Annotated in this window: 20 protein-coding genes; 14 read left to right on the forward strand and 6 right to left on the reverse strand. The window is 59.2% G+C overall.

The genetic code is table 11. The features are described 5' to 3' along the window. Positions 1 to 11 precede the first annotated feature (11 nt). From bet to ACVWXD_RS11455, 4 genes are all read left to right on the forward strand, one after another. Positions 12 to 818 carry a phage recombination protein Bet gene (gene bet / locus ACVWXD_RS11440; RefSeq protein ID WP_457371586.1) on the forward strand — a complete coding sequence of 269 codons (807 nt, stop codon included), beginning with the start codon at positions 12 to 14 and terminating at the stop codon, positions 816 to 818. Next, the gene (locus tag ACVWXD_RS11445; protein ID WP_457371032.1) at positions 815 to 2,443 is read left to right on the forward strand and encodes a YqaJ viral recombinase family protein; all 1,629 of its coding nucleotides are present in this window, start codon (positions 815 to 817) and stop codon (positions 2,441 to 2,443) included. The genes bet and ACVWXD_RS11445 overlap by 4 nt, the downstream gene beginning before the upstream one ends. After that, complete coding sequence (locus tag ACVWXD_RS11450; protein ID WP_457371033.1) at positions 2,440 to 3,033, forward strand: hypothetical protein; 594 nt, start codon at positions 2,440 to 2,442, stop codon at positions 3,031 to 3,033. The genes ACVWXD_RS11445 and ACVWXD_RS11450 overlap by 4 nt, the downstream gene beginning before the upstream one ends. A gap of 69 nt (positions 3,034 to 3,102) precedes the next feature. Next, entirely contained in the window at positions 3,103 to 3,426 is a 324-nt protein-coding gene (locus tag ACVWXD_RS11455) for a hypothetical protein (protein ID WP_457371034.1), read from the forward strand. A gap of 10 nt (positions 3,427 to 3,436) precedes the next feature. Here ACVWXD_RS11455 and ACVWXD_RS11460 read toward each other — a convergent pair whose 3' ends face one another. Further along, positions 3,437 to 3,985, reverse strand: coding sequence for a hypothetical protein (locus ACVWXD_RS11460; RefSeq protein ID WP_457371035.1), 549 nt, complete (start codon positions 3,983 to 3,985; stop codon positions 3,437 to 3,439). Between the two features lie 64 nt (positions 3,986 to 4,049). After that, positions 4,050 to 4,697: a hypothetical protein gene (locus ACVWXD_RS11465; protein WP_457371036.1), complete on the reverse strand. Its 648-nt coding sequence runs from the start codon at positions 4,695 to 4,697 to the stop codon at positions 4,050 to 4,052. 44 nt (positions 4,698 to 4,741) lie between these two features. Here ACVWXD_RS11465 and ACVWXD_RS11470 point away from each other — a divergent pair, with 44 nt between their 5' ends. The 8 genes from ACVWXD_RS11470 (at position 4,742) to ACVWXD_RS11505 (ending at position 13,728) form a co-directional block, all read left to right on the forward strand. Beyond that, entirely contained in the window at positions 4,742 to 6,718 is a 1,977-nt protein-coding gene (locus ACVWXD_RS11470) for a DNA cytosine methyltransferase (RefSeq protein WP_457371037.1), read from the forward strand. A 220-nt stretch (positions 6,719 to 6,938) separates the two neighbouring features. After that, on the forward strand, positions 6,939 to 7,253 hold the full coding sequence (locus ACVWXD_RS11475; RefSeq protein ID WP_122822516.1) for a hypothetical protein: 315 nt from the start codon (positions 6,939 to 6,941) through the stop codon (positions 7,251 to 7,253). A 294-nt stretch (positions 7,254 to 7,547) separates the two neighbouring features. After that, positions 7,548 to 7,937 (forward strand): hypothetical protein, encoded by a 390-nt coding sequence (locus tag ACVWXD_RS11480; RefSeq protein WP_457371038.1) that lies wholly within the window; start codon positions 7,548 to 7,550, stop codon positions 7,935 to 7,937. 49 nt (positions 7,938 to 7,986) lie between these two features. Next, positions 7,987 to 8,778 (forward strand): DNA-methyltransferase, encoded by a 792-nt coding sequence (locus ACVWXD_RS11485; protein WP_181640103.1) that lies wholly within the window; start codon positions 7,987 to 7,989, stop codon positions 8,776 to 8,778. 50 nt (positions 8,779 to 8,828) lie between these two features. Next, positions 8,829 to 9,371 carry a hypothetical protein gene (locus ACVWXD_RS11490; RefSeq protein WP_242461005.1) on the forward strand — a complete coding sequence of 181 codons (543 nt, stop codon included), beginning with the start codon at positions 8,829 to 8,831 and terminating at the stop codon, positions 9,369 to 9,371. Between the two features lie 222 nt (positions 9,372 to 9,593). After that, positions 9,594 to 10,787, forward strand: a complete 1,194-nt coding sequence (locus ACVWXD_RS11495; RefSeq protein WP_457371039.1) for a tyrosine-type recombinase/integrase — start codon at positions 9,594 to 9,596, stop codon at positions 10,785 to 10,787. Positions 10,788 to 10,807: 20 nt separating this feature from the next. Next, complete coding sequence (locus tag ACVWXD_RS11500; RefSeq protein ID WP_081797888.1) at positions 10,808 to 12,394, forward strand: ABC-F family ATPase; 1,587 nt, start codon at positions 10,808 to 10,810, stop codon at positions 12,392 to 12,394. Positions 12,395 to 12,552: 158 nt separating this feature from the next. Next, positions 12,553 to 13,728 carry an MFS transporter gene (locus ACVWXD_RS11505; protein ID WP_260367185.1) on the forward strand — a complete coding sequence of 392 codons (1,176 nt, stop codon included), beginning with the start codon at positions 12,553 to 12,555 and terminating at the stop codon, positions 13,726 to 13,728. On the opposite strand, the gene ACVWXD_RS11510 is transcribed toward ACVWXD_RS11505, so the two are convergent. Both ACVWXD_RS11510 and ACVWXD_RS11515 read right to left on the reverse strand, forming a co-directional pair. Continuing rightward, positions 13,722 to 14,759: an alpha/beta hydrolase family protein gene (locus tag ACVWXD_RS11510; RefSeq protein ID WP_032891141.1), complete on the reverse strand. Its 1,038-nt coding sequence runs from the start codon at positions 14,757 to 14,759 to the stop codon at positions 13,722 to 13,724. The genes ACVWXD_RS11505 and ACVWXD_RS11510 overlap by 7 nt on opposite strands. A 211-nt stretch (positions 14,760 to 14,970) precedes the next feature. Next, a complete protein-coding gene (locus tag ACVWXD_RS11515; protein WP_032891140.1) occupies positions 14,971 to 15,582 on the reverse strand; it encodes an FMN-dependent NADH-azoreductase in 612 nt (203 codons plus the stop codon). A 125-nt stretch (positions 15,583 to 15,707) separates the two neighbouring features. On the opposite strand from ACVWXD_RS11515, the gene ACVWXD_RS11520 reads away from it, so the two are divergent. Both ACVWXD_RS11520 and ACVWXD_RS11525 read left to right on the forward strand, forming a co-directional pair. Continuing rightward, positions 15,708 to 16,616, forward strand: coding sequence for a LysR substrate-binding domain-containing protein (locus ACVWXD_RS11520; protein WP_122754008.1), 909 nt, complete (start codon positions 15,708 to 15,710; stop codon positions 16,614 to 16,616). Further along, positions 16,613 to 16,969: an MmcQ/YjbR family DNA-binding protein gene (locus ACVWXD_RS11525; protein ID WP_012723994.1), complete on the forward strand. Its 357-nt coding sequence runs from the start codon at positions 16,613 to 16,615 to the stop codon at positions 16,967 to 16,969. The genes ACVWXD_RS11520 and ACVWXD_RS11525 overlap by 4 nt, the downstream gene beginning before the upstream one ends. Here the strand turns inward: ACVWXD_RS11525 and ACVWXD_RS11530 are convergent. Next, positions 16,958 to 17,341 carry a DUF1294 domain-containing protein gene (locus ACVWXD_RS11530; protein ID WP_032891498.1) on the reverse strand — a complete coding sequence of 128 codons (384 nt, stop codon included), beginning with the start codon at positions 17,339 to 17,341 and terminating at the stop codon, positions 16,958 to 16,960. The genes ACVWXD_RS11525 and ACVWXD_RS11530 overlap by 12 nt on opposite strands. Further along, positions 17,338 to 18,168, reverse strand: coding sequence for an undecaprenyl-diphosphate phosphatase (locus ACVWXD_RS11535; protein ID WP_032891138.1), 831 nt, complete (start codon positions 18,166 to 18,168; stop codon positions 17,338 to 17,340). Before ACVWXD_RS11535 ends, ACVWXD_RS11530 begins: the two co-directional genes overlap by 4 nt. Positions 18,169 to 18,339 lie beyond the last annotated feature (171 nt).

Genomic DNA, 18,339 nt, shown 5'->3' on the forward strand with positions numbered 1-18,339 from the left:
TGTCCGCAGTAATCAAGCAGGACGACAACACTCCTGCGATGTCGGAGGCCGCGCTCGTTGAAGTACTGAGCAGCAGCCTCTACCCCGGCGCCGAAAAGAACTCTGTAGTGATGGTGTTGGCTTACTGCCAGGCCGCGCACCTGGACCCAATGTTGAAGCCGGTGCACATCGTCCCGATCTGGAACTCGAAGACAAAAAAGATGCAGGACACGGTGATGCCTGGCATCGGCCTATACCGCATTCAAGCGGCACGCACCGGCCAGTACGCCGGAATCAGCGAGCCTGAATATGGCCCTCCAGTAACGGCAAAACTGAGCGGCGTAGAAGTCACCTACCCCGAGTGGTGTCGTGTGACGGTCAAGCGGCAAATGAGCAACGGTTTGGTTGCCGAATACACGGCCAACGAGCGCTGGCTTGAAAACTACGCGACATCGAGCAAGGACACCTCGGCGCCCAACGCTATGTGGAAGCGTCGAGCATTTGCGCAGCTCGCAAAGTGCGCCGAAGCACAGGCCCTACGCAAAGCCTTCCCCGAAGTCGGGTCGGCGCCAACGGCCGACGAGATGGAAGGCAAGGCATTCGAAGAGCCTTCGCGCGAGGTCAGCCCTCGGCAGCACGCCCATCCTGAGCCAGAAGCGCTACCCGCCTATTCCGACGACCTGCTGACCGAGAACATCGAGAAGTGGCAGCCACTTATCGACTCGAACCGAACCAGCCCTGAACACCTCATTGCGACCATCAGCAGCAAGTACACGCTGAGCCCGCCGCAGATTGAAAAAATCACCAACCTCAAAGCCCTCGATGGAGACGCAGCATGAAAATTCACAACGTAGCTCAAGGCTCCGCCGAGTGGCTTGCCCTCCGCGCCCAGTTCCGCACCGCCTCCGAAGCCCCAGCAATGATGGGCACTTCGAAGTATCAATCCCGCACCGACCTGCTGGTCGCCAAGAAGGCCGGCATCACGCCCGATGTCACGCCATCTCAGCAGTTCATCTTCGACAAAGGCCACGCAACCGAAGCCATGGCTCGCCCGCTGGCCGAAGCACTGATCGGCGAAGAGCTGTATCCGATCGTTGGCACCAAGGGCAACCTTCTCGCTTCCATGGACGGCGCCACAATGCTCGGCGAGACCCTGTTCGAGCACAAGCTTTGGAATGAGTCGGTTGTGGCCCAGGTGAAGGCTGGTGAGCTGGCCCCGCACTATTACTGGCAGCTTGAACAGCAACTGCTAATTAGCGGCGCTGAGCGAGTGATCTTTGTTTGCTCGGACGGCACCGCGGAGAACTTCGTACACATGGAGTACCGGCCCGTCGCCGGCCGTGCGGCCCAGTTGATCGAAGGCTGGAAACAGTTCGAGGCGGACCTGGCCAACTTCGAAATGGCCGACGCTCCTTCAATCGTAGTCGGCAAAGCCCCGGACGAGCTGCCAGCGCTGCGCATCGAGCTGACCGGGATGGTCACCGCAAGCAACCTGAAGGTGTTCGAAGACTCGGCGCTGGCTGTCATCGACTCGGTGAAAACCACGCTCTCCACCGACCAGGACTTCGCCGATGCAAAGAAGGCGGTCAAGTGGTGCGGTGATGTCGAAGAGGCCGTGTCGGTCGCCAAGAAACAGGCCCTGTCGCAGACCCAAAGCATCGACGAGCTGTTTTCGTCGCTGGATCGCATCAGCGCCCATGCCCGCGAGACCCGCCTGAAGGTCGACAAGCTGGTGAAGGCTCAAGAGCTGCTAGTGAAGACCGCGATCAAGCAAAAGGCCGAGCTGGCACTTATAGAACACATCGCCGGGATCAACAGGACCTTGGGCCAGGTGGCGCTGCCTAATGTGCACGTCGACTTCGCCGGCGCCATGAAGAACAAGCGCACCATCGCCAGCCTTCAGGACGCAGTTGATACCGAACTGGCCCGGGCAAAGATCGACGCGAGTCAGGCGGCGGATAGCATTCGCTTGAACCTGACCAGTCTGGCGGAGCTCGCTGTTGATCACGCCTTCCTGTTTAGCGATGTGCAGCAGCTGGTAACCAAGGCCAACGATGACCTGGTGACGCTGATCAAATTCCGAATCTCCGAACACCAGAAGGCGGAGCAACAAAAGGCCGAAGCGAAGCGTATCGCCGAAGAGCAAGAAGCCCAGCGCCTGGCAGCTATTAAGCCAGAGCCAGTCGTGGATAAGGTCGCGACACCGGAGCCTGTCCGCACCGCCCCGGTTCAGACTTCAGCACCCGTGACCCAGGTCGCAAAGCCCGTAACTACCCAAGCGGTCGAGCAGGTAGCGCTTCAGGCCAGCGTGACGGACTTCGAGGCACTGGTGAAGGCCGTAGCAGATGGTCAGGCGCCGATTACGCTGCTTCTGGTCAACTGGGATGCGCTCGACGCAATGGTCGCAGCGCAGGGTTCAACCTTCAGCATGGCCGGGGTGACACTCGGCAAGGCGGCAGCATGATCAGCATCCTCCGTAACGAAGTGGAACGGCTGCTCCCGGCGCACGATGAACTGGCCGCGCAGATGGCTGAGTTTGTGGCATCTGGCGGTGAGATCGAAGTCGCGCCGCCCACTGGCTACAAGCCAAAACCCATCACCTACAGCAACCAGATGCCACCTGCGCCGAAGCCGTTCGTTCGGCGGTGGGTTGAAGCGGATCACCTGCCCCTCGACAAGGACGACATCCGCACCCAGGCGCGCCTCAAGCTGGTAGAGCAGATACGCCAGCTCGGCGTCACGCACACCCAGACCGAAGTCGCTGCAGCGTTGGGTGTAAGTCGGCGGCTGATTTACAACCACGCCGCGCAGTACGACATCACGTTCAAGGCGCCAACCCGAGGCGGTGCGCGCAATCTGGTGCACAACGCGGTTGATAAGGAGCGGGATGCGAAGTTCGCCGAGCGGATCAGGGCATTTATGGAGCTTGGCATCAGCCGGCGCCAGTGCTGCGGGAAGCTGGCAATCGGCAGCAAGGCATTCGAGCGCATCATCGCCGCCCACGGCATCGACTATCCCAAAGCGCGTCAGGGCAAGACCTCATGCGCCGCATAGCCCGCACCCAGCAACGCAAACGTCAAACCTGGCTCGCACTGCCGGCCAGCGGAATAGAAGAGGTAGGCCATGGCCAAGGACAACGCGCAGATCCAGCGGGACAAGCGCGCGAAAGAGAAGGCGCTGCTCGACCGGATCGGCGCCGAGAAGCGAACGCTGATTATCTCGAAAGCGCTCGATGATGCACTTCAGGTGCTGGGCGAGCGCCACGACTTTGAGGAGTGGCAGGAAACGCTCTCGACGTTCCTGATCAACCTGGCAGCAGCACCAGCCGAAGAATCTGCCCGCTTCGTCACCATGTCGCGACCGGCTTTCGAAGTAACCGAAAAGCAGTCGCGACAGCTTGATGAGTTCGGAAAGCGTGGGTCCGAACAAGATCGGCAGACTGGTTAGATCTATTTAATCAAATAAGCTTGATTTCCTCCACGACGTCGGAATCGAGCTTATCTCCTAAAGCATTTACTATTTCGATTCGGCGAAGAAGCGCACTCCTTGCCTCATCAACTCGCGCATTCGCCGCAGATATATCACGCTCAGAAACTTCAATCGGGTCGCCTAAAGCCATCTGGCCGAGCACCCGCACGTAGTCTCGCGAACTCTCAAGATTTATGTGCAGCTGCTCTATTCCTTTGCACATTTCAAAAAAGCTGAGAAGCCTCTTTGAAAGTCCGGCGTTGATATACAGGCGGGCTGAAAGAAAGCGCTCGCTGTAAGGTGAAAGATCTCTCTCGGTCGTAAGGAGACCTTTATCCACGATGATATTTCGCACAGATACGAGGGAAGAGTACAAATCCCTCTGATATTGGTGAGTTCCAATTCGATTAGATGTTCTCGCCTCGGTTGCAGACTTCCAAGCAAAAACAGCCGCAATCACCGAAACGATGAAGGCGAGCACAGCGATTAGATTTGCCCAGCCTGCTGATTCCATTTTCATCCCTAAAGCCGGCACCATGCCGGTCACCCGTAATAGCCCATATCAACGAATCACGCCAGCGCGAACTTCGCAACGTCATGGTTTATGAGAACTCTTTAGAACGTATCGATTTTGTAAGGCTTTTTATTTTTCCGACTATCTCATCGCATTGTGCATATGCAGTTCGCTCAGCGGCATGAATTATTTGCATAGCAACAACTTTATCCTCAAGCAAGTCAAAAAATTTATATTCATAGGTTCTAACCACCTGCGAAAGCTCATCGTGCAACAGAAATAGTTCTCGCTGAAATTTAGATACAACAAACAGCTCGCACTCATCAATTGCGCGTCCCATTTCTGTATCCGCTGAAACCCACGCCTGTTCTGCCTCTGAGGCTCGTTCCTCCATTTTTGGAAATTGCCCGGCGATTAAACCGTTAATTCTAATTTGATTTCTTGTAAAAAACCGAACATATCTGCCGGCGCACTGAATATTGTCAGACGCCAGTTTCAGCCGCGCCAAGCATTCAAACTTCTTACTATGCCGGAACTGTGTTCTCCAACTTTTAAGCGCAAGAATCGCCGCTACACAGGCAGCGACAGTAGCGGCATAGCTAATACACTCCAAAGATTCTTTGAGGGAACCGAACCCGGAGACACCATATCTAGAACTTAGCAATATCGGAGACCAAACTACGCCAGCCATAAATATAAGAATACAACCAATCCACACCACAGCATCCGATTTCAAATTGCCTCCTTGGAAACCACTCGATATTTCGTAGAGGATACCTTATGTCCGCACAACAGAAGAAACACCCCTTCGACTTCAAAACCCAATACGGACTCGGCTTCAACCCTCAGGACGATGAGATCGTTGTCGACTTCTTCTGCGGCGGCGGCGGCGCGGGGACCGGCCTGGAAATTGGCCTGGGCCGCACGGTGAGCGTAGCGAAGAACCACAGCCCGCAGGCCATCAGCATGCATACCGTCAACCACCCTGGCGCCAAGCACTTCACCACCGACGTGTTCGAGGGTGATCCGGACACCGAGTGCGGCGGTAAGGCCGTGGGCTGGTTCCACATGTCACCGGACTGCACGCACCACTCCCAGGCGGCCGGCGGCCAGCCGCGCAAGCGCGAGATCCGCAACCTGTCGTGGATCGGCCTCAAGTGGGGCGGCAAGAAGCGGCCACGGGTGATCAGCCTTGAGAACGTGAAACAAATCCTGCAATGGGGCCGACTTATCGCCAAGCGAGACAAGGACACCGGCCGCGTCGTCACCCTCGACCAGGTTCCGCACCCGACCAAGAAGGGAGCGACCACCAACCGGGTCGCTGCGCAAGGCGAACGGGTTCCGGTTTCCAACCAGTTCTTGGTGCCTGACCCTAAGCAGCGCGGGCGCACCTGGCGCCGTTTCGTTGCCCTGCTGGAAGGCATGGGCTATGTCGTTGAATGGAAGGTGATCAAGGCCTGCGACTTCGGCGCGCCGACCAGTCGGGAACGCCTGTTCATGATTGCCCGGTGCGACGGCCAGCAAATCGTGTGGCCGGAGCCAACCCACGCCAAGAACCCCACCAAGGGCCAGCAGAAGTGGAAGACCGCCGCTGACTGCATCGATTTCACCGACTTGGGCAAAAGCATTTTCGGCCGCAAGAAAGACCTGGCACCGGCCACTCTGCGCCGCGTTGCCAAGGGCATGAAGAAGTTCGTTATCGATAGCGCGGCGCCATTCATTGTGCCGATCGCCAACTGGTCAGGGGAAACGGTGCAGTCCGCCGGCGAGCCGCTGCGCACGATCACATCCTACCCCAAGGGCGGCGCCTTCTCGGTGGTCAGCCCGTTGATGGTTGGGGCCGGCGGCCCGGAGTACTCAGGCAAGCCGGTGGGCATGGACCAGCCGGTTGGCACGCTGATGACCCAGAACCACCGCGCGCTGGCTTCGGCCTGCATTGTACAGGCTGGGCACGGGGAGGGTTCAGGAGCAAACAAACGTCGATCCTATGGAGTGAACGACATCTGCGGCCCTATCGGCACCGTAACTGCCAGCGGCGGCGGCCAGTCCGTCAGCACAGCGGTGATGATTCAGGCCAACGGCGGATTCAACACCACGCACGCCAAAGGCATGCACGAACCCATGACGACGGTAACCAACACCGGCAGCCAGCAGCAGTTGGCGGTGGCGAACCTGGTGCACCTGCGTGGCAACTGCGATGCGCGCGACCTCAATGACCCGCTTCACACCGTGAGCGCCGGCGGCCAGCACCACGGGTTGGTAAGTGCTTTCATGGAGCGAGCATTCGGCGCCAGCGTGGGCCAGGGCCTGGAAGAACCGGCGCCGACCATCACGGCAGGCGGCGGTGGCAAGAGCTCTCTGGTGTCGCTCACCTTGTCGCCTGAACACGAAGCCGGTGCCCTGCGGGTCGCTGCGTTCCTGATCAGCTACTACGGAACAGAGAACATCAGCGCTTGCGATGCGCCCGCGCCGACAATCACCACCAAGGACCGCCTGGCCATGGTCACTGTGATGGTGAAAGGTACGCCCTACGTGATCGTCGACATCTGCCTGCGGATGCTGAAGCCGACCGAGCTGTACAAGGCACAGGGGTTCCCGGCCGACTACATCATCACCCACGGCGCGGACGGAAAGGCGTTCACCAAGACCCAGCAGGTGCACATGTGCGGCAACAGCGTCAGCCCGCCGCCGATGGCAGCACTGGCGCGGGCCAACGACCCGTGGCGCACTGAGCAACGCCAAGCGCGGGCAGCTTGATGATCAGCTCGAACCAGGGGGAATACCGTCCTTGTTGAAGTCCTTCAGGCGCTCCCGCTCCTCCTCGGTGGAATGTGCCGGGGTTTCTTGCTCGGGCTCTTTCTTCTTTTCTTCATTCATCGCTATGTCCTCTGGGTGGTTGCTGTTTCGGCACCTGGTGGAATCAGCAGTTCAAATCAATCAGCTCCACAGCCCGGGCATGGCCCGGCAAGGACTCCCCATGACTACAGAAAAAAAACTAGCTGATCCTTTCGGACCGCACGGCCGTACCTTTCACATTCACCTGAGCGTGCGCGGGGCAATTCGCGACTTCACCAAGCGCCAGCTCAAAGGTATGTTCCGTGTGGATGGCCGTGAATGCACCGCCGACGAGGCGAAGGATTATCTGCTCGAAGCGCTAGCCCTCGGCAAGGAAGTACTGCCATTCGGGCCGCCGTGTGAAGGCTTTGACTTCGCTGGCAAGGGCTGTCCCGGACACGAGAACCCGCCGCCGGTTATGAATGCCCATGATCTGGTAACGATGGAGGCTATATGAGCGACTGGGCGAGGATGTGATCAGTGGACCAAGGCGTTGAGTTACTAGCCCAGAGGAAGGGAGTTGTTTAACTCGCAGCTAACTACTTCGGCCCACTGAATCACTGCCCACAGCTTGAAGGGCGCGCTCCAATGACTTGATAGAGCGCCAGCCGGCAATGCACCTCAATAACAAATATCTGAAATGCGTGCGCGACATGTCATTTCTAGCACAACTCTCGATCTCGTCCAGGATCGATTTCAAGTAAACCCCTCCCCCTTCAAAGTCAGCCGCTATAGCGGCAAGGACGAAGTCATGCCTGAAGAAAACAAACAAGACCTGGGTGCAGCTGATCGCAAGCTACTCATTCAGGCCGCGCACTCCGCCCGCATCGATATCGAACCGTGCACCTGCGACGATCCTAAGTGGCCTTTCCGGCTGGCTGGCAAGTCCGGTGTCCGTGGACACTGGAACCCGCTCATCAACGACGGGGATGCGCTGCGCTTGGCGGTGGTCATGGGCCGCATGGAGCGCCTGGGCGTGGCCATCCACATAGTCGAGCCGTTCGACGGCGACGCCGGGCCGTATACCTACGTGGATGCTGAGCGCTTCGGCGAACACACCATGTACCACCACGCCGATCCGTTCGGGGCAACTCGCCGCGCAATCGTCGAAGCCGCAGCTGAAATTGGGAGGCGCTCATGATCGCCACCCTCTGGTTCGCCTATGTCTTCATCTACAAGGGGCCGAGGCCATGAGCGAATACTCGCTTTACCTCGGTGATTGCCTGCAGGTCATAAAGCAGTTGCCAGATGCCAGTGTTGACATGGTACTGGCCGACCTTCCCTACGGTACAACCCAGTGCGCCTGGGACACCATCATCCCGCTCGAGCCGCTCTGGCATGAGTACTTGCGGGTCGCCAAGCCAGAGGCTGCCATTGTGCTATGCGCGGCCCAGCCGTTCGCGTCGATGCTGGTGGCGAGCAACCCGAAGCTGTACCGGTACGAGTGGATCTGGGAGAAAGGCAACGCTACGGGCTTCCTTAACTCAAAGAAGCAACCGCTGCGGGCACATGAAAGCGCCCAAGTCTTCTACCGTAAACAGCCGGTGTACAACCCGCAGATGTCCACTGGACACGAACGCAAGACAGCGAAGCGCAAGACGGTGAACTCTGAGTGCTACGGCAAGGCCTTGGCCCTCACTGAATACGACTCGACGGAGAGGTACCCGCGTTCGGTGCAGTTCTTCTCCAGCGACAAGCAGACCGGCAGCTTTCATCCGACGCAAAAGCCCGTGGCTTGGATGTCGTTCCTGATCAGCACCTATACCAAGCCCGGTCAGGTGGTCCTAGACAACAGCATGGGCAGCGGCACAACTGGTGTCGCTTGCATGCAGACGGGCCGGCAGTTCATCGGCATCGAGCGTGATCTCGACGAAGACGGCAATCGCCTCGGCTACTTCGATATCGCCCATCAGCGCATCGCCGACGCAATCACCGAGCGCGACGCACCGGTACCGCAGATCGATCTGTTCGCAACAGCCTAACCCCCAATCCCCGTACATGCCTGCCGGTGAGCGGCGGGCGAGGTATTCCTATGTCTGCAATTCTTGAGCGTTTCCACCGAGTAGCAAACGACGCGCTGGTCAAAATCAGCGAAACCCTTTGGCCTGGCGCGAAAATCGCGCTGGTCATCTACACCCCCGGCAAGCCAGAAGAAGAAATCGTCTTGAAGGATCAGGGGCTGGTGGACGACAAGGTAGTCAGCACGCTCCGCCAGCGTGGCCTGAGCATCGATGGCGACAACGCCTACAAGCGCGACCTGTGCGATGCAGTAGTCGGGGCCTTGGCCATGGGTGCACAGAACACCAACCCGCCGCCGGCGGACCACTGGGGCCAACGCTTCTGGGATATCGGCCGGGAGGAACGCGCCAGCAGCGAGCAACTGCTAAAAGCACTGACAGCGCTCACCCAGGTGGCAGGCGAATGCGAGCAGATCGCCAGCAACTACAGCGGAACCATCGACGGAATCTTCGAGCACGGCGGCGACGATCACGAAGACCCTAGCTGCGCGATATTCCACCGCCTGTACTACGCCATGTTCGACGCGCGAGCCGCAATCAAAAAAGCCACCACCTAACCCACCTTCTGCCGCCCAGCGCGGCGCGGAGCATCCAATGTCAGCAGCGGAACAACTCAACGACGGGATCACGGGCGACAAGGTGCCCGAGGCGCAGATGGCCGAGCTCCTCGGTACCACCCTCGCCGCCCTGCGCTCAAAGCGCGCCCGCAACCAAATCCCCCTCGGCGTCTGGAACAAGCAAGGCAGCCGCGTCATGTACAGCATCAGGAGATATTACGAATGGCTCGAAAGCCAATGGGTTTGCCCGCAGGAATGGACCTCCACCACGGATCGATCCGCATCCGCTTTATGTGGAACGGCAGCCGGCGCAGTGAAACGCTCCCCTATCCCCCGACACAGAAAGGAATCAAGTCTGCCTCACAGGTTGTTGATCAAGTAAAAGGCCTGATTAAGCTGGGGCTGCTCGACGACGATAAGTACGCCGAGATTTTCCCCAGTTCCAGCAACGTCGCTGGGGGGAAGATCAACTTCGGCGAGTATGCCCAGCTCTGGCTAGACAGTCGTGAGGTGGTCGGTGGAACGAAGGCGAACTACAAGGGTGCACTGAACCGGTACTGGATGCCCGGCCTGGCCCTGGTACGAATCGACCTGATCACCACTACGCTGCTCCGCCGGGTAATGGCAGCCAGCGAATGGAAGTCCCCCGGGGTGAAGCGCAACGCGATCTCAAAGCTGTCGACCATCCTGAACTCAGCAATGTCCGAAGAGCTTATCCCGAAGAACCCCGCGGCGATCCTGGAGTTACCCAAGCGCAGCAAGAAGGAAATTGACCCGTTCACTTTGGAAGAGGCAAACCTGATCATCGCCAAGATGTACGAGCACGATCACTGGCCCAGCACGATCTATGCAGCATTTTTTGAGTTTGTGTTTTTTACAGGAATGCGCCTTTCCGAGGCCCTGGCAATGCGCTGGGATGCGGTAGACGAAGAGAAAAGGACGGCCCACGTCTGTCGTGGGATCGCCCTGGGGGAAGTGGTAGAGCGTACAAAAACGGGTGGAGACCGCTTTGTTTTGCTGAATGAACGCGCCATGCATGCGCTGAAATTCGCGAGGGAATACGCAGAGCGTCGGAAAAAAGGTAAAGGGAAGGTGTTGGAAACGCCTTTCATTTTCCCGCCGTCAAAGAACTCGGAGTACGTGAAACAGACATCTGACCTGCACAAGCAGTGGATTCCGACCCTGAAGGCTCTGAATATCCGTCGTCGCCCGCCATACAACTGTCGTCACACCTATGCGACAATATGCATTATGTCTGGCATGAACCCCGCCTTCATCTCCCAGCAGCTCGGCCATAGTGTGCAGATGCTGCTCTCGACTTATGCGCGTTGGATCAACTCAAGCTCGGACTGGAGCGAAATGCAAAAGCTCCAGATTGGTCCCAAATTGGTCCCAGTTCAAATAAGCGCACCCTAAGCTATTGATAGGTAAAGTAATTGATCTCCACAGCTAACATCACCATGCAGTTCGGCGCCAAGCCGCTCTTTGAGAACGTCTCGGTCAAGTTCGGCGCCGGCAACCGGTATGGTTTGATCGGTGCCAACGGTTGCGGCAAGTCGACCTTCATGAAAATCCTCGGCGGCGACCTCGATCCGTCGGGCGGCCAGGTCATGCTGGAGCCTAACGTTCGCCTGGGTAAATTGCGCCAGGACCAGTTCGCCTACGAAGAATTCACCGTGCTCGACACCGTGATCATGGGCCACGAGGAGCTGTGGAAGGTCAAGGCCGAGCGCGACCGTATCTACTCGCTGCCGGAAATGAGCGAAGACGACGGCATGGCCGTGGCCGAGCTGGAAACCGAGTTCGCCGAGATGGACGGCTACACCGCCGAATCCCGTGCCGGCGAGCTGCTGCTGGGCCTGGGCATTCCTCTGGAACAACACTTCGGCCCGATGAGCGAAGTGTCCCCTGGCTGGAAACTGCGTGTATTGCTGGCCCAGGCGCTGTTCTCCGATCCTGAAGTGCTGTTGCTCGACGAACCGACCAACCACTTGGACATCAACACCATCCGCTGGCTGGAAAACATCCTGACCCAGCGTAACAGCCTGATGATCATCATCTCTCACGACCGTCACTTCCTGAACAGCGTGTGCACCCACATGGCTGACCTGGACTACGGCGAGCTGCGCCTGTTCCCGGGCAACTACGACGAGTACATGACCGTGGCGACCCAGTCCCGCGAGCAGCTGCTGTCGGACAACGCCAAGAAGAAGGCGCAGATCTCTGAGCTGCAATCCTTCGTCAGCCGCTTCTCGGCCAACGCCTCCAAAGCCAAGCAAGCGACTTCCCGCGCCAAGGCGATCGACAAGATCCAACTCGCTGAGGTCAAGCCTTCGAGCCGGGTGAGCCCGTTCATCCGTTTCGATCAGAACAAGAAACTTCACCGCCAGGCTGTAATGGTCGAAAAAATGGCCAAGGGTTTCGACGGCAAGCCGCTGTTCAAGGATTTCAGCTTCCAGGTTGAAGCGGGAGAGCGCGTTGCGATCATCGGTCCGAACGGTATCGGCAAGACCACCCTGCTGCGCACCCTGGTCAACGAGTTGACCCCGGACGCAGGCTCCATCAAGTGGACAGACGCTGCAGAATTGGGCTACTACGCCCAGGATCACGCTCACGACTTCGAAGATGACGTGACGCTGTTCGACTGGATGGGTCAGTGGACTCAGGGCGAGCAGATGATTCGCGGCACTTTGGGCCGCATGCTGTTCTCCAACGACGAGATCCTCAAGTCGGTCAAGGTAATCTCCGGTGGTGAGCAAGGTCGCATGCTGTTCGGCAAGTTGATCCTGCAAAAGCCGAACGTGCTGATCATGGACGAACCGACCAACCACTTGGACATGGAATCCATCGAAGCGCTGAACCTGGCGCTGGAAAACTACCCGGGCACGCTGATCTTCGTCAGCCACGACCGTGAGTTCGTATCGTCCCTGGCCACCCGCATCATCGAGTTGAGCGCTGACGGCGTGATCGACTTCAGCGGCACCTATGACGACTACCTGCGTAGCCAAGGCGTTGTGTTCTAAATAACGCCCGCTGCACCCAAGAGCCCCGTCCACTGTGACGGGGCTTTTTACATGTTGTGGCGAGCGGGCCTGTTCGTCAGACCAAGTAGTTAGGCTGCTTCCTTTTACCCCGAGCCCTTGCCATGATGCCCTCACCGCCCGCCCGCGAACGAGTGCCCATGTCTACCGCCACCCCCTCCTCCCTGTCGGTCACCCTGCAGATCGTCTCGATCGTCTTCTATACCTTCATTGCCTTCATCTGCATTGGCCTGCCGATTGCGGTAATCCCAGGCTACGTGCACGAACAATTGGGGTTCAGCGCGGTGGTGGCCGGGATCACTATCGGTTCGCAGTACCTGGCGACCCTGCTTAGCCGCCCCATGGCCGGGCGGATGTCGGACAGCGTTGGCACCAAACGAGCGATTGTGCTGGGGTTGGCGGGCATTCTCGTGAGCGGTGTGCTGACGTTCTTCGCGACGTTGCTGGAAAGTACGCCCAACGTAAGCCTAGGCATTCTGATCGTCGCCCGGCTGCTGCTGGGCGTGGCCCAAGGTCTGATCGGCGTGGGCACTATCAGTTGGTGCATGGGCAAGGTCGGCGCCGAGCATACGGCGCGGTCGATTTCCTGGAACGGCATTGCGTCCTACGGTGCCATCGCCATCGGTGCGCCGCTGGGGGTGGTGATGGTGGCCGAGTATGGCTACAACAGCCTGGGGATCGCCCTGACCGTACTCGCAGCGCTGGGCCTGATGCTGATCCGCAACAAACCGTCGGTGCCGGTGGTGCGCGGCGAGCGCTTGCCATTCTGGGCGGTGTTCGGGCGTATCGCGCCGTTTGGGGTCAGCTTGTGCCTGTCGTCGATTGGCTACGGCACGCTCACTACCTTTATCACCCTCTACTACCTCAATCGTGGCTGGCAAGGCGCGGCGTACTGCCTCACGGTATTTGGCGTGTGCTTTATCCTGTCGCGCCTGGTATTTATCTCGGCGATCAGTCGTTTTGGCGGGTTCAGCGCCGCCATCGCCTGCATGCTTATCGAGACCCTCGGCCTCACCTTGTTGTGGCTGGCGCCCTCCACCGGTGTGGCGTTGATCGGCGCAGGACTGACGGGCTTTGGTCTGTCACTGGTGTACCCGGCGCTGGGCGTGGAAGCCATCAAGCAAGTGCCCAACAGCAGCCGTGGCGCGGGATTGAGTGCGTATGCGGTGTTTTTTGACTTGGCCCTGGCGATTGCCGGGCCGTTGATGGGTTTTGTGGCGCTGAACCTGGGGTACGGCTGGATCTTCTTCTGCGCGGCGTTGCTGTCGGTCACGGCGCTGGGCGTGACTTTACTGCTCAAGCGCCGCGCTTACTGATCAGCCGTCTGCAAACCCGCACGAGTGGACGTGCCAAGGGTACGAGTGAAAAAGCGCCCGGCTTCGGAAATCAGGTCGCGGTGAATGCCTTCGCGGTCGACGCCATCGGCGTCAGTGCAGATCGCCGGCATGGCGGCCAGTTGGTCACTGTCGCACGGCGCCATGAACACGAAGTGCCCTGCCCCGGCCAGCAGCTTGAAATTCGGCGGCTCAGGCAATTTGCGCGCGAGTGCCGCGGCGTTCTTGTCCACGGCCACCAGCTTGTCGCCGTCGCCGCTGTAGAGCAGCACCGGCACATGCACGTCGGCCAAGGTGTGACGGCCGAACATCAGGCTCAACGGCGCCATTAGCATCAAGGCGTGGATGCGCGGGTCGGATTGGGGCTGTAAGTCGTCACGGTCCACCACCAACTCGCCTTTGGTGGTGCAGGCGTCGCGGTCTTCCGGGCGTTCCTGGCAATAGCGGCGCAGGCGATCGAAATCCGGCTTGGCGCCAGCCAGGATCAACGCGGTTTCGCCACCGGCGGAATAGCCGATCACCCCCACCTGGTTGATGTTGACGAACGGAGACAGCATCGGATCCGCCAGGGTGGCGGTGATCGCCTCGGATATCTGGATCGGCCGCCCGTACAGGTTGCTCAGCGTGCCCAGACGGCTATGGTCCTTGTAGTTGTCGCCAGGATGCAGCACCGCCACCACCACAAAGCCTTTGCGCGCCAGGGACGTGGCCAGGTCGTGCAGGGCCAGCGGCGTGCCGGTGTTGCCATGGGACAGCATCAGCATCGGGAAACGGCCGATGGCGATCTTGGAATCTTCGGTGGCGGCGACGTGATAGGCACCCAGCTGCGTGGTGTGCTCAAGGCCGGTTGACGGATAGAACGCCACGGCTTTCATTGGTTGCAAGTCGAGCGGATCGAGAAACGTCATGCGATGAAAGCCGACGCTCCAATGGGGGTGCGGCGCAGGCGCGGCGTGCACTGAAATCAGGCCGCCCAGCAGGGAAAGAACCATAACAGCACAAAGACGCATCATGGGGATGTCCACCTTTGCTGCGTGAGAACCGACATGTCGAATGAAAAGTCCAGGGCATTGACCCCATGCCTGCACAAGCTGGGCCACATCAAAGAAGACAGCGGGTAAACGAAAAAACTCCGTACTCCGGTCGCGTTCAGACGATCAGAATACAGAGTTTAGACACTCGGCTTCAGATTGAAACCGAGAGGAGGCGGTATTTACTAAAGCCTTACGCGGCAGCGAACAATTGTTCGTTGATCAGTACGTTAGCGTCGCTCAGGGACTTGCTGCGCACTTCATCACCATAGGCCAGGCCTTCGGCCCGCACGATTTCGATGTTGGTGATGCCGAGGAAGCCGAACAGCAGTTTCAGGTAACCTTCATGGGCAGCGCCCGACGCTTGACCGGCATGCAGGCCGCCGGCAGTGGAAACGATGATGACTTTCTTGTTGCCGCACAGGCCTTCCGGACCGGCTTCGGTGTAACGGAAAGTCTGACCAGCGACCGCGATACGGTCGATCCAGGCTTTCAGTTGGGTCGGGATAGTGAAGTTGTACATCGGCGCACCGACCACAATGGCGTCGGCAGCGAGGAATTCAGCCAGGGACGAAGCGCTCAGTTCAGCTTCGTGTTTTTGCGCAGCGTCGCGCAGTTCAGCGGCCGTGCCCAACGCACCCAGGGTGGCGCCGGAGAAGTGGTTGATGGCGTCGCTGGCCAGGTCGCGGTAAGTCACTTCCACACTCGGCTCAGCCGCTTGCCAGGCTTTAACCACACCAGCGCTGAGCTGACGGGAAGCCGAGTTGTCGCCGAGGATGCTGGAATCGATATGCAACAGTTTCATGATGGATCTCCGAGGTGGGATCGACTAGGGCGATCAGATGGCGGTGATGCTACGCATGAAACGAATAGTCGATAAGCCGCCTGTAATGCGATAGTTTGTCCCACTGACAGGACAATAGGCTCACCATGCAAGACCTCAACGACCTCTACTATTTTGCCAAAGTCGTCGAAGCCGGCGGTTTCGCAGCCGCCGGTCGGCTGCTGGGCATCCCCAAGTCACGGTTGTCGCGGCGCATTGCCGAGCTCGAAGAGCGCCTGGGCGCACGCCTGCTACAACGCACCACGCGCCAGTTGACCCTCACCGCCGTCGGCGAACGCTACCTGCGCCACTGCCAAGCGATGCTGCTGGAAGCCGAGATGGCCGATGAGGCCGTGGCCAGCATGTCCAGCGAACCCCGTGGACGTCTGCGGGTGACGTGCCCGGTGGGGCTGGCACAGAACATGATGCCGGACGTGGTCGCCGGGTTTCTGGCAGCACATCCTCAGGTGCAGTTGGAAATGACCTTGGTCAACCGCCGAGTCGACCTCGTGGCCGAAGGCATCGATGTGGCGCTGCGAGTGCGTGAGCAAGGCGATGAAGACCCGCTGCTGGTCACCAAGCGCCTACGCCCGGCCCAGACCGTCCTGGTTGCCAGCCCGAACTTCATGCATGGCCGATCTATCAGCACCCTTGATGACCTCAAGCAGCTGCCGATACTCGGCGCATTGGAGGCGGACCGGATGGTGCACCAGCGCATCCTCGATCCTCAGGGCAACCCCCACGACCTGATCATGGAAGCACGCCTGGGCGTTGATGACTTCAACGTGCGCAAGGCCAGCGCCATCATGGGCCTGGGCTTTACCGTGCTGCCAATGATGTACTGCGAGGAAGAATTGGCCAACGGCCACTTGGTGCAACTGCTGCCGGAATGGTCACTGCCCGGCGGTTGGTTGCAGGCCGTCTACCCACACCGGCGCGGTGTGCTGCCGGCCATTCGTGCCTGGATCGATTACCTGGAAGAAGGCTTTAAAAGCTGCGGAGACCGTTTGCTATGAAGATGACCGAAGCGCAAGTCGCCACCTTTTGCCTGAGCCTGCCCGGCGCACGGGAGGACTACAAATGGGGCGGTGTGCGAGTGTTCTCGATTGCCGGCAACAAGATGTTCGCCCTGCAAAACCTGCGCGGCGACTCGTTGGCGTTCAAGGTCGACAAGGAACTGTTTCTCGGTCACGTGGACCGCCCCGGTATCCACCCCGCGCCATACCTGGCGCGTGCGCAGTGGATCATCATGAACACGCCCTACCCGCTGGGCGCCGAGGAACTGCGTGGCTTGTTGCAGCGCTCCCACCAGCTGGTGGTGAGCAAGCTACCCAAGCGCACGCAGATTGGTTTGTTGCTAGAGGACTGACAGTAACGTGCCGCCAAGGAACAACTGGTCCAACCAGAACACTTGGTGCAACAGCACAATCACCCAGAACAGCACCTGGAAAGACACCTTGCGCGTCTTGTGCCGGAACACCTGCTGAGCAATCAACGCCCCGGGCCAACCGCCGGCCAACTCAACGGCGTGCAGGATGTTTTCCGGTGTGCGCCAGCTGTCGGTGCGCGCTTTGCGTTTATCACTCCAGTACAGGAAAAACGCGATCACGCTGACCACGCCATAGGCCACCAGCGGGATCACGGTTTCGCCGCGCTGCCACACCAGCACCGACCCCAACAGCGGCGCGGCGCACAGCAGCACAAAGATCGCCGCCTTCAAGCGCGGGTGCTGGATGATCATGCCGTTGCCGCCGCCCAGTCGATCCAACCGAACTGCCAAGTCGCCAGGATCAGTAGGCCAAACCCGATGCGGTACCAGGCAAACGCCGCGTAGCTATGGCTGGCGATGAACTTGAGCAGGCCCTTGACCGCGATCATCGCGAAGATGAACGAGGTGATAAACCCAATGGCAAAGACCGGCAGGTCCGCTGGCTGAAACAGGTCGCGGTACTTGTAGCCCGAGTACACCGCAGCACCGACCATGGTCGGCATGGCGAGGAAGAACGAGAACTCGGTAGCGGTCTTGCGCGACAGGCCGAACAGCAGGCCGCCGATGATGGTCGAGCCGGAGCGCGAAGTGCCCGGGATCATCGCCAGGCACTGGGCAAAGCCTACCTTGAGTGCATCTTTCCAGGTGATGTCGTCGACGGTCTCGGCATGCACTTCATGCTCGCGGCGCTCGGCCCACAGCATGATGACGCCGCCCACCACCAGCGCTGTGGCGACAGTGATCGGGTTGAACAGGTAGTGGTGAATCAAGTCGGCGAAAATCACCCCAAGGACCACGGCCGGCAGGAACGCAATCAGCAGGTTGATCGTGAAACGCTGCGCATTGCGCTGGGTTGGCAAGCCGGTGACAACGTCGAGAATCTTGCGCCGAAACTCCCAGACCACCGCCAAAATGGCGCCGAGCTGAATAATGATGTTGAAGGCCATCGCACGTTCACCGCCGAAATCGAGCAAGTCGGCAACGATGATCTGGTGGCCGGTACTGGAGATCGGCAGGAACTCCGTCAAACCCTCCACTACGCCGAGAATCAATGCCTGAATGGCGGTCCAAAAATCCATGCTTCCCCCAAAGGTCATGCGCTATGGCACGCCTTGTTAGTCTTTTTTAATGGTTCACTGACGACGAGCGCGCTGAAGGCCCAGTGTTGATGATGATCAACACCAGTCTGCAAAAATTCTGTGAAAATCAGGCAGTACTCAGGTTTTTCGATTACGGGCCGAAAGCCTATC

Source organism: Pseudomonas sp. TE3911 (assembly GCF_054062775.1).